General features: G+C 71.5%; 9 protein-coding genes and 1 pseudogene. 3 read left to right on the top strand and 7 right to left on the bottom strand.

Annotated elements, in window-relative coordinates:
* Positions 1-2 precede the first annotated feature (2 nt).
* Together ACIRYZ_RS19345 and ACIRYZ_RS19340 are read left to right on the top strand one after the other, a co-directional pair.
* A pseudogene (locus ACIRYZ_RS19345) lies at positions 3-491 on the top strand (WD40 repeat domain-containing protein); the annotation flags it as partial.
* Positions 492-554: 63 nt separating this feature from the next.
* The gene (locus ACIRYZ_RS19340) at positions 555-1,448 is read left to right on the top strand and encodes a WD40 repeat domain-containing protein (RefSeq protein WP_402945751.1); all 894 of its coding nucleotides are present in this window, start codon (positions 555-557) and stop codon (positions 1,446-1,448) included.
* On the opposite strand, the gene ACIRYZ_RS19335 is transcribed toward ACIRYZ_RS19340, so the two are convergent.
* The 5 genes from ACIRYZ_RS19335 to ACIRYZ_RS19315 all read right to left on the bottom strand — a co-directional run bounded on the left by ACIRYZ_RS19335 (position 1,430) and on the right by ACIRYZ_RS19315 (position 7,910).
* Positions 1,430-3,553: a DUF6259 domain-containing protein gene (locus ACIRYZ_RS19335; protein WP_402945692.1), complete on the bottom strand. Its 2,124-nt coding sequence runs from the start codon at positions 3,551-3,553 to the stop codon at positions 1,430-1,432. The genes ACIRYZ_RS19340 and ACIRYZ_RS19335 overlap by 19 nt on opposite strands.
* 378 nt (positions 3,554-3,931) lie before the next feature.
* Complete coding sequence (locus ACIRYZ_RS19330; RefSeq protein ID WP_402945691.1) at positions 3,932-4,954, bottom strand: LacI family DNA-binding transcriptional regulator; 1,023 nt, start codon at positions 4,952-4,954, stop codon at positions 3,932-3,934.
* Positions 4,955-5,013: 59 nt separating this feature from the next.
* On the bottom strand, positions 5,014-5,841 hold the full coding sequence (locus ACIRYZ_RS19325) for an ATP-binding cassette domain-containing protein (RefSeq protein ID WP_402945689.1): 828 nt from the start codon (positions 5,839-5,841) through the stop codon (positions 5,014-5,016).
* Positions 5,838-6,836, bottom strand: a complete 999-nt coding sequence (locus tag ACIRYZ_RS19320) for an ABC transporter permease (RefSeq protein ID WP_402945687.1) — start codon at positions 6,834-6,836, stop codon at positions 5,838-5,840. Before ACIRYZ_RS19320 ends, ACIRYZ_RS19325 begins: the two co-directional genes overlap by 4 nt.
* A gap of 45 nt (positions 6,837-6,881) precedes the next feature.
* Positions 6,882-7,910 (bottom strand): sugar ABC transporter substrate-binding protein, encoded by a 1,029-nt coding sequence (locus ACIRYZ_RS19315; protein ID WP_402945685.1) that lies wholly within the window; start codon positions 7,908-7,910, stop codon positions 6,882-6,884.
* Positions 7,911-8,146: 236 nt separating this feature from the next.
* Here ACIRYZ_RS19315 and ACIRYZ_RS19310 point away from each other — a divergent pair, with 236 nt between their 5' ends.
* Positions 8,147-9,112, top strand: a complete 966-nt coding sequence (locus ACIRYZ_RS19310; RefSeq protein ID WP_402945683.1) for a carbohydrate kinase — start codon at positions 8,147-8,149, stop codon at positions 9,110-9,112.
* Positions 9,113-9,290: 178 nt separating this feature from the next.
* Here the strand turns inward: ACIRYZ_RS19310 and ACIRYZ_RS19305 are convergent, their stop codons facing one another.
* Positions 9,291-10,052 carry a DeoR/GlpR family DNA-binding transcription regulator gene (locus ACIRYZ_RS19305; protein ID WP_402945681.1) on the bottom strand — a complete coding sequence of 254 codons (762 nt, stop codon included), beginning with the start codon at positions 10,050-10,052 and terminating at the stop codon, positions 9,291-9,293.
* 77 nt (positions 10,053-10,129) lie between these two features.
* Positions 10,130-10,633: a fructosamine kinase family protein gene (locus tag ACIRYZ_RS19300; RefSeq protein ID WP_402945750.1), complete on the bottom strand. Its 504-nt coding sequence runs from the start codon at positions 10,631-10,633 to the stop codon at positions 10,130-10,132.
* Positions 10,634-11,221 lie beyond the last annotated feature (588 nt).

Here is an 11,221-nt window from a genome sequence, read left to right as displayed (position 1 = left end):
CGGTGCGGTCGGGGTGTTGTCGGGCGGTGTTGACCGGGCATGAGGGTGCGGTGTTGGGCTGCGCCGTCGCTCCGGACGGCACCTGGCTGGCGTCGGCGGGTGTGGACGGTTCGGTGCGGGTGTGGGATGTGCGGTCGGGGTGTTGTCGGGCGGTGTTGACCGGGCATGAGGGTGCGGTGTTGGGCTGCGCCGTCGCTCCGGACGGCACCTGGCTGGCGTCGGCCGGCGTGGACGGTTCGGTCCGGGTCTGGGACGTGCGGTCGGGCCTGGAACGCATGTCCTTGACGGGCCACGAAGGCTGGGTCAATGCGTGTGCCGTGGCGGCCGACGGCACCATGCTGGTCTCCGCGGGTGCGGACCGCACTGTCCGCGTCTGGGATCCGGCCACCGGGCAACTCGGTATCACCCTCTTTGGAGACACCGGAGGCGCCAACTCCTGTGCGATGGCCCCCGATTCGAGCTGGATCGCCGCAGGCGGTTCGGACACCATGGTCCGTGTCTGGCGTCCGCGGTGGGGTGACCGGGACAGTGGCAGGCTCCCCGGAGCGGCAGCCGTGCGCACCCGGGTTCGCGGCCCGGTCGAACCGGTCCGCGAGTGCGCCGTGTTCCCGGACGGCAGTCGGATCGTCTCCTCGGGCGACGACGGCGCTGTGCGGCTCTGGGATGTCGCCACGGGAACCGAACTGGCCGTCCGGAACGCCCACACCGGCGGGGCGGCGTGCTGCGCGGTCGCACCGGACGGCTCGTGGTTCGCCTCCAGCGGAGCCGCCGATGGACACGACAGCACCCTCCATCTGTGGAAGCCTGACGGCGACGGCCGGCTGCCGCATCTCACGTTGACCGGCCATACGGCATGGGTCGAGCGCTGCGCGTTCACGCCGGACGGCGCGCAGGTGGCCACCGTCAGCAGTGACGGGACGCTCCGCCTGTGGGACACCGCCGACGGTGCGCCCCTCGCCGTGCTCGGCACGGATCTCGGCCAGCTGTTCGGCTGCTCGATCTCCCGCGACGGGACCAGGCTCGCCTCGTGCGGAACGGATCGGCTCGTACGCTTGTGGGACCTCGAGTCCCGCACCCTCATCGCTGTCCTGGCCGGCCACACGAACCGGGTCATCAACTGCACCTTCTCGGCGGACGGTGCGTGGTTGGCCTCTGCGGCCTACGACGGGACCGTCCGTACCTGGGACACCGCGACGGGGGCCTCCTTGCTCACCATGGACGGTGGCGGCAGCGCCTTGTGGGACTGTGCCGTCTCCCCGAACGACGCCTTGATCGCGAGCACCGGCACGGACGGCGTCATCCGGATCTGGGACGCCCTCACCGGCCGGTGCCGGAACGCGCTGCGCGTGGGGCAGGAACTGCGCTCATGTGCCTGGATCTCCGACTCCCGCCTGTGTGTGTCAGGGTACGCAGGTGTCTATGTGCTGGACTACGCCGCTGGAGGTTGATCTCCCGTTCGCAGGGCTCCTCCCGCCGGGATGACGACGGCTGCGGATCGCGGCGGCAGGTCGACGCACCCGTCGCTGACGCTGATCCACGTGTCGTCGCCGACGAGCCGGCAGGCCAGCCGGGAGCCGATCCCGTCGATCCGGACCGATGCGGCCTCGGCGGCGTAGTTGGCGACGGCGAGGGCGGGCTCGCGCGTGTGGCGGTGCAGGTAGACGGCATAGGGCCGGTGTGACCGTCCGTCGACGGACCACACCTCGGCGCCCACGGTGTCGCGGAACGTGCCGTCCCAGAACCAGTCCCGCAGCTCGGTGCGGAGCGCGTCCATCTGCCGGCCGTAGGCGATGGTCCGGGGGAAGTCGGTCGGCCGTCCCTTGAAGTTGAACGGCTCGTAGCTGATGAGGTACCGGTACAGCAGGCACTGGTTGATGACGTTGCGGTCATCGAAGCCGGTGACCGCGGTCATCATCGAGGCCTGTGGAAGCAGGTACCGGTGGAGCGGGAGGTGCCCGGGGTTCGCGCTCTGAAGGTACGACAAGTGGTACTGCTCGAATTCCCAGTCGTATAGGCGTTCCCCGGCATAGAGGAAGTCGGGGCTCCGCAGCGTCTGCTGGGAGAACCGGCGGACGAGTTCATTGTCGTTGCCGTAGACGGGCCAGGGGAGCGGATGGCCGTGGCCGAGGTCGAAGCACAGCCGGGCGTCGGCGTGGTGCTGGCACTGGTCGAACAGCAGGCCGGCCGCGCCCAGCGCGACGACGGTGGCGAATTCCCTCTCGCAGACGGCCAGGTAGCGCTCACTGCCGAAACACATCGGGATCAGGTGCCGGACGTTGATGCCGAGCAACTGGGTGGGGGTCTGGTAGCGGTAGTAGACGCCGTTGTAGGGGTCACCGTACGGGTCCTTGACGGTGTCCGCGGCGATCTCCGGGTACCGGGGGGCTGTCCGGTCGCCCCACGTGAACTTGCAGAAGAGCACCACCTTGACGCCGAGGGCGTGGATCCGCGCGATCGCGTCCCGTAGTTCCTCGAAGGTGCCGAGCCTGGGATCGGGCTGGTGGAAGGGGTAGCCGCGATCCTGGCCGCCCTCGTTCCACCCTACGAGCTGGATCGCGCGGATTCCCGCGTCGGCGCATTCCCGCCCCACCTCGGGCAACTCCCGGAAGGGGATGCGCAGTTCGTCCTCGGGGGAGTTGAGATGCAGCTGCAGCCACGCGTGCGGCTCGCTCGACCAGGCAGGCGCCGTCGGGCCGGACATCCACTCCTCCCGCCACCGCCGGTAGATGTCCGCCCCGGCGTGCCAGTCGCCGTGGAACAACTCGAGCGTGATCGGGGTGAGCACCTTCGTCGTGCCGGGCGGAACGAAGGGCAGGTGGACGGTGGAGAATCGGATCGTCGCATCCGGGTCCGGCTGTCGGGCGATGGTGTCCGCGTACCCAGGGACCAGCTCGGACCGCCAGCTCACGAGATCGTCACGGCGTTCCGCGACGCCGATGTACATTCCCTGGTCGCGTGCCAGGACCAGCATGAACGGAGAGCCGGGCGTCGCACCGGCATTCGGATCATCGAAGCTGGCCATCTGTGTCGGGTAATCGACTCCGTGGGGTGGGCAGTTGCCCTGGAAGTGCGGCCACAGCCGCTGTTGCACCGCGGTCGCCTGGGACAGGCAGAAGCTGCGCAGCTCCTGGTCCGGAGAGGGTGGGCGAAGGTCGCCGAGGCACGGTGTCCAGACGTTCTCGACGGTGTACTCGGACTGATTGTCCACGGTGGTTGCGAAGAGAACCCGTCGTCCGGTGACGCTGATCCGTTGAGTGACACCGATCGGATGTTCGCCGCCGTGCTCGGAGCGCACCCGCCGCCAGGAGAGCGTGATCTCGTCGCCGGAGGGGCCGGGCCGGATCTCGGGGGGATCCTGCCGCTCTCCGTAGGCAAGGTTGTTGCGGCGTCCGGGAAGCGGGATGAGTAGTCGGAAGCCGGCCGCCAGCTCGGTTCGGTCGGTGACCCGCCATCCGGTCCCGTTCGACTCCACCCGCGCCAAGGCACCGGTGCGGCGGTCGATCGCCACCCGGATCCCGTCGCCGGACAGGTGGACCAGGTCAGTCGCCGTCATCGAGCCAACTCCCTTCCGAACGGCGGGCGTTGTCGTCGAAGCCTGCGGCGCATTCGTCAGCCCCACCGCCCTCGTCGACACCCGCGCCACCCCCGCGGCCAGCTGCCCAAGAGGCGACCACAGAAGTGGTGCCGCAGTCAACCGGCCCGCGGCCCTGAGGGAGCAACAGAGGTGCGGCGGCCCGGCCGTGGACATCGAGAGTAGACCGCGTCACCCTGCACACCCTGGTCGGCGTCCGTCGGGCGGTAGACATGCTCGCGGGCGAGCAACTGCCCCGGGTCTGCTGACGGAACGCGTCGTGACGCGGACGGGCACGACCGGGTGGGTGTGGCGTGCCGAAGGCCGGATGACGCAGGTCAACCGGCCGAATGAGGCCGGTCAGCGGTGGGGTGGGCGCTGTTCGCCCGAGCCACGGGCGATGAGGCGGGTATCGACCACTGTGGTGCGGGCCCGGCTGCGGTCGCCGTCGAGGCGGGCGAGGGCGGTGCGGGCGGCGGCGGCGCCGAGCGCGGCCGGGTCCTGGGCGACGACAGTGAGGGCGGGTTCCAGGATGTCGGCCAGGGGGATGTCGTCGAAGGCGACCAGGGCGACCTCGCGGCGCCGCGCGTGGGCGAGGGCGGAGACCGTCCCCATGGCGGCGAAGTTGTTGGCGGCGAACAGTGCGGTCGGTGGTTCCGGGAGGGAGAGCAGCCGGTCGGTGGCGGCGACCGCGTCCGGCTGGCCGTGGGCGCCGACCACCAGCGTTCGGTCGTACGGGAGGCCGGCGGCGGCCAGGGCGTCCTTGTAGCCGGCCAGGCGTTCGCGGCGGGTGTGGAGGGTGGCCGGAAGGTCGCCGATGAAGCCGATCCGGCGGTGGCCGTGGGCGATGAGGTGGGCGACGCCGGTGCGGGCGCCGTCCCGGTTGGAGGAGACCACACAGTCGGCGGCCAGGCCGCTGCCGGGGCGGTCCAGGAAGACGACCGGCAGCCCGGTGATCCGGGCGGACCTGAGGTGGGCGTGGTCCGACCCGTCGGCCGGGACGACCATGAGCGCGCTGACCCGCCGGGCGAGGAAGGCGGCGATCAGGTCGCGCTCGCGAGCCGGGTCGTCGCCGGAGGAGCCGAGCAGCAGGGTCAGTCCGCGTTCGCGGACGGCGGACTCGATCCCGCCGGCCACCGTGCCGAAGAAGGGGTTGCCCATGTCCGGGACGACCAGGCCGATAGTGGTGTCCGGGCCGCCGGTGCGGATGTTGCGGGCCATCAGGTTGGGCTGGAAGCCGAGCCGTTCGACGGCGGCGAGCACCTTCTCCCGGGTCGCGGCGGAGGTCGGCCCGTCGTTGTTGAGCACCCGGGAGACCGTCTTGGCGCTCACGCCGACCTCCTGGGCGACGTCGTGCAGCGTCGGACGACGGGTCGCGGCCATGGACCACCGTTTCTGTCGGGCGGCGGCCCGGCCCCCCGGCCCGGGCCGCCCAGGACTGCTCAGCTCGTACGGACTCCGGCGGCCCTGGCGGCGCCGGCGTCCGCCACGACAGTACCGCTGCCGTCCTCGGCGACGGTGAGCGCACCGGTCATGATGGCCACCACCTCGGACATCGAGTGGTCGCCCGGCTTGATCAGCGCGGCCCGCCGCCCGAGCCGGTGGACGTGGATCCGGTCGGCGATCTCGAAGACGTGCGGCATGTTGTGGCTGATCAGCACGACCGGCAGGCCGCGGTCGCGGACCCGGCGGATGAGGTCGAGCACCTGACCGGACTCCTTGACCCCGAGCGCCGCGGTCGGCTCGTCCATCACCACCACGCTGCGCGCCCAGGCCACCGCGCGGGCCACCGCGACGGCCTGCCGCTGGCCGCCGGAGAGGGTCTCCACGGGCTGGGTGAGCGAGCGCAGACCGATCTTCAGCTCGGCCATGTGGGCCGCGGCCTCGTCGCGCATCCGCTTGCGGTCGAGCGAGCGGAACACCGTGCCGAGGACGCCCGGGCGGCGCAGCTCGCGGCCGAGGAACATGTTGGCGGCGATGTCCATGGAGGGGGCGACGGCGAGGTCCTGGTAGACGGTCTCGATGCCGGCCGCCCGGGCGTCCTGTGGGCCGCCGAAGCGGACCGGCTCGCCGTTCAGCCGGATCTCGCCCTCGTCCGGGGCGATCGCGCCGGTGAGTGCCTTGATCAGGCTGGACTTGCCGGCGCCGTTGTCGCCGATGACGGCCAGCACCTCGCCAGGCATGAGGTCGAAGTCGGCGCCGTCGATCGCGGTGACGTGGCCGTACCGCTTGACCAGGCCACGGGCCTGGAGGACGGGGGTGGTGGTCATCGGCTGGCTCGCTTCCGGGAGATCTGGTCGACGGTCACGGCGAGGATCACCAGGACGCCGGTGATCAGGGTCTGGTAGATCGAGGCGACGCCCATCAGCTGGAGCCCGTTGCGGAAGACGCCGACGATCAGCGCGCCGATCAGCGAGCCGAACACGCTGCCCCGGCCGCCGAAGAGGCTGGTGCCGCCGAGCACCACGGCGGTGATGGAGTCCAGGTTGTCGGTCTGTCCGGCCTGGGGGTCGCCGACGCCGGTGCGGGAGACCAATAGCAGGGCGGCGATGCCGTAGACCAGGCCGGCCAGGGCGTAGAGGCCGACGGTGAGGCGGCCGGTGCGGATGCCGTTGAGGCGGGCGGCGTCCCGGCCGTTGCCGAGGGCGTAGACGTGGCGGCCCCAGGCGGTGCGGGAGAGCAGGTAGGCGAAGAGCGCGAACAGCGCCAGCGCGAGCACCGAACCGTACGTCACGTCGGTGTCGCCGAGCGGGAAGGTGCCGCCCAGGAAGGTCAGCGGGCCGGGTAGGTCGGTGACGGTCTGCTCGTCTGAGTAGATGTGGGTGAGCGCGAAGGCGACGTTCAGCATGCCCAGGGTGACGATGAACGGCGGCAGCGGGATCAGCTGCACCAGCAGGCCGTTGGCCAGGCCGAAGGCCGCGCAGACCGCCAGGCCGAGGGCGATGGCGACCAACGGCGGCACGGTACCCTCGGCGGCGAGCCGGGCCATGGTGATCGAGCCGAAGGCCATCACGGCGCCGCAGGAGAGGTCGATGCCGGCGGTCAGGATGATCAGGGTCTGCCCGATCGCCAGCGTGCCGACCACCATCACCTGCTGGATGATCAGCGAGAAGTTGCCGCCGGAGAGGAAGGTGTCGGTGGTGAAGGTGAAGAACGCGCAGGCCAGCACCAGCGCGGCCAGCGGTCCGGCGGTCGGGGCGGTGAGCAGTCGGCGCGCGAGTGGCGGCGTCTGGAGTTCCGCGTACGGGGCGGTGGTCGTGGTCATCGGACGGTCCTTGGGGGAGTGGGGCGGTGGTGGTCTGGAAGCCGGTCAGCCCCAGCAGTTCTCCAGGCCGTAGCCGGTGTCCTTGGCGTCCACACCGGTCTGCGGCTGGTCAGTGATCAGGGTGACGCCGGTGTCGGTGTAGCCAGTGGGCTTGGCGCCGCCCTTGGCGTAGTCGGCCACCGCCTTGACGCCCTTGGCGGCCATGATCAGCGGGTACTGCTGCGAAGTGGCAGCGATTTTCCCGTCCTTGACGGCCTGGGTGCCGGTGCAGCCGCCGTCGACCGAGACGATGAGCACCTCCTTCTCGCGGCCCTTGGCCTTGAGCGCGGTGTACGCGCCCAGCGCGGCGGGCTCGTTGATGGTGTAGACGAGGTTGAGGTCGGGCGCCTTCTGCAGGCAGTTCTCCATCGCGGTCTGGGCCTTGGCCTGGTCGCCGCCGGTGTCCTGGGAACAGGCGATCGACGGGTCTCCGGCGGAGACGCCGAAGCCCTGCAGGAAGCCGTCGTGGCGCAGCTGGCCGACGGCGACGCCGGGGGCGAGGTCCAGGGTGGCGATCTTCGCGGTCTTGCCCGCCATGGCGGCCTTGGCGTACTGGCCGATCAGCACGCCGGCCTGCTTGTTGTCGGTGGCGAACAGGGCGTCGGTGCCGTCCTGCGGGTCGGTCGGGCTGTCCAGGGCGATCACCAGGACGCCCTTGTCCCGGGCCTTCTTGATCGCGGGCAGGATCGCCTTGGAGTCGCTGGGGGTGATCAGGACGCCCTTGACGCCGGTGGCGACCATGTTCTCCAGGGCGGCGATCTGGCCGGCGTTGTCGCCGTCGAACTTGCCGGCCGCGGTGACCAGGGTGGCGCCGTTCTCCTTGGCGGACTTCTCGGCGCCCTGCTTCATCTTGACGAAGAACGGGTTGGTGTCGGTCTTGGTGATCAGGCCGACCTTGACGGTGCCGCCCGCGGAGCCGGCGCCGGAACCGGACGAGCCGGAGGAGCCCTTGGAGCCGGAGCCGCAGGCGGTGAGGGCGAGTGCTGCGACAGTGGCGCAGGCGGCGAGGCGGGCGAGGGTGGTGGTACGAGGCATGCGTGGGCTCCCTGATCTGCGTGGTGCGGAGGTCCCGAGGCGGGGTCAGGTCTGGCGGCCGGCCAATGTCAACGTTGACACTGGCTTGCCGAGGATGATGAAGTCGGCCCTGCGCGGCGGGCAAGCCCTCTGGGTGTAACAACTGGGTAACGTGGTTGAAATCCGGTGATTCGAACCAGAGTTGACGGTCCGTTCCGTGCGACGTTCCGTCACCGATCCATGAGAGGCGGTCCTTCGTGTCCCAGCAATTCGTCGCGGTCCTCGGCGAGTGCGTCGCCGACGCTTTCGCCGACCCGGCCGGCGCCCTTCCGGGTGAGCTGGCCCTGCGCGTGCTGCCCGGCGGCGGGCCGGCCAACACCGCCGTCGCGCTGGCCCGGCTCGGCACGCCCACGCGCTTCCTCGGCCGGATCTCCGCCGACGCCTTCGGCGCTCTGTTCCACGCCCACCTGGGCTCTGCCGGGGTTGACCTGGGCGCGGTGGTGACAGCCGCCGAGCCGAGCGCGCTCGCCATCGCCACCGTGGACGGCCTCGGCCAGGCGCGCTACGCGTTCCACGCCGATCGGGCCGCCGACTGGCAGTGGAGCGCGGCCGAGCTGGCCGCCGTGCCGCTCGCCGACGCGAGCTGCCTGCACACCGGCTCGCTCGCGCTGGTCCGCGAGCCCGGCGGCGCCCTGGTCGAGCTGCTCCTCGAACGGGCGCGGGCCGGTCTCACCGTGTCGATCGACCCCAACGTCCGCCCGCAGCTGGTGGATCCGGACGTCTACCGGGCCCGGCTTGGTCGGTGGTGCGAGCTGGCGGACATCCTGCGGCTCAGCTCGGACGACCTGGAGCTGCTGCTGCCGGGCGTCTCGCCCGAACGGGCCTGTGACGGCTGGCACGCGGCCGGGGCCCGGCTGGTGGTGATCACCCTCGGCGGCGCGGGGGCGCTGGTCTCGCTGGACGGCGAGCGGGTGCGGGTGTCGGCACCCGAGGTCGCGGTGGTGGACACCGTCGGGGCGGGCGACTCGTTCACCGCCGGGCTGCTGCACCGCCTCGCGCACCTCGGCTGGCTCGGCGGCCGGCTGGCCGGGTTGAGCCTCGCCGAGGCCGCCGCGGCGTGCCGGTTCGCCGCCGAGGTGGCGGCCCTGACCTGCTCGGTCACCGGCCCGAATCCGCCCTGGGCGGAGCAGCTCGGCATATCCGGTCAGCGCAAGGGCTCTTGACGTGGGGTCAAGGCAAGCCCATCATCCTCCGCAGCCGCTGTCATCGATGACATGAGTCAACGATGACATCATTCCGGAGGAGCACCCCCACCATGCCTGTTCCCCCTGCGGGGTAGGGAGTGTCCGGCGACTCCCGTCGCGAGCCCGGCGGGAGTGGCCGGATCTCCGGTGCCGATGGTCAGACGCGGAGGACCTCTGGCCCGTGGGTTTCGATCTCGGCCGCCTGCCGGTCGGTCAGCCCGGTGTCGGTGACCAGGATGTCGACGTCGTCGAGCACGCCGAAGCGGGCGAAGTGCCGGACGCAGTACTTGGAGGAGTCGGCGACCAGCATCACCCGACGGGCACCGGCCACCATGGCACGCTTGACGGCCGCCTCCGCCAGGTCGGGCGTGGAGAGCCCGACCTCGGGGGAGAAACCGTTGGTCGCGATGACCGCGAGATCGGCGTGGACGTCGGCGAGGTCGCGCAGCGCCCAGGCGTCCACGGCCGCCTGGGTCCGGTGCCGCAGGCGGCCGCCGACCAGGTGGAGGCCGAGGCCCGGGTGGTCGGCCAACCGGGCGGCGATCGGCAGCGCGTTGGTGACGATCGCGAGGGTGCTGTCCAGCGGCAGCAGGGCGGCGAGCCGTGAGACGGTGGTCCCGGCGTCCAGGAGCACGGTGCCCTCGGTAGGGAGCAGGGCCAGAGCGGCGCGGGCGATCCGGTCCTTCTCGCAGGCGGCTGTGGAGTCCCGCTCCGCGATGCCCGGTTCGAGGTGCAGGGCCCCGGCCGGCAGCGCGCCGCCGTGCACCCGGCGCACGAGCCCGGCCCGGTCGAGGGCGGACAGGTCCCGTCGGATGGTCTCCTGCGTGACACCGAACTCCTCGGCGAGCGAGGGCACGTCCACCCGCCCGTGGAGCTGGGTGAGGCGCAGGATCTCTTGCTGTCGCTCGGGAGCATGCATGTGGGATCAAGTCCGTTTCATGTCTGTTTACGCCTGATGAGGAGTGACCATACGCCTTCAGTGCCGGAAATCAAGGGTCACTGCGTAGCTATGGCATGTCCGAATGAGTGGACTTGTCCCGGATGGCGCGATGGCTGAAGTCGCCCGGGAGATCGCCGCCGGTGCCTGTGCTCCGCGAAGAACCGGTGGCCGTCGGTGTCCCAGGTGTTGCGCTGGACCAGCCGTCCCAGCCAGCCGTCCCGGTGCCAGCCGAACCGCGCGGACGTGTGCGAGTGCAGGCCGGCGACGGTGTGGCGGGCCTCCTCCCAGAACCGGTTGTCGCCCGGAGGCCGGGGGTTGAGGGCCTGCAGGGTCAGCGAGGTGTCACTGACTCCGATCACCTCGGGGGTGCGGAGCCCGCCAATGTCCCGCAGCGCGGCCAGGCCCTCGGCCTCGGCGCGGAACAGTCCCGGCGGCGTGCCGTGGCCGCCCTTGACCGCCACCTGCCCGCCGTCGGCCAGCTCCACCAGCCAGGTGCTGTTCGCAACGCCCCCGTGCAGGAGCGTGACGGCGCTCGCCGTCAGCGACTCCGGCTGGTGCAGGCGGAGTCGGCGGCGCGGCTTTCGCCCGCGTCTGGCGAGGCGCCAGATAGCGCTCGCCGGTTTGCCGTGGTGGTGACAGGCTCAGACATGACAGACCATCAGGGCTTCGGGTTCCGTCGGGGCACCAGCTGCCTCTGGCGGCCTCGGCGAAGTCGATGTCGACGCCGGTCGGGGAGACGGCGAGGCTGAGGGCGCGTGTTGCGGGGCCGCGGCGGGCCGCAGCACGGGCCGGGGGCTGGGCCTGCGGTCCCGACCCGGGTGCTCAATCTGTTCTGGGTGAGGCCGGGGAAGAACTACGCCGAGAGCTCTGCGCCAGGCCGCCCTCGCGCAGGGCGATCAGCAGGCGGGCGAGGTCCTCAGCGTCCACAGTGAGCGTGCGGCCAGCCCGGGCGAGGTGCTCGGCGCGCAGTCGGGACACGGGTGTGGCCAGGGGTCCGCCGGCGGGCAAGGCGTCGGGTCGGGCCGGCCCAGGGATCCGCCGTGCGCGGGGCGGTCGTTGATGTCCGCACGAGGCGGCCTGGCGCCGTCCGGACCGCTGGACTGCCGTACCGGTAGCACCGGACGCCCCGTGCGGCCTGGCGTTCGGGC

The organism is Kitasatospora sp. NPDC101155 (genome assembly GCF_044768305.1).
Lineage (GTDB): Bacteria > Actinomycetota > Actinomycetes > Streptomycetales > Streptomycetaceae > Kitasatospora.
This window is presented reverse-complemented; position numbering and strand designations above follow the sequence as displayed.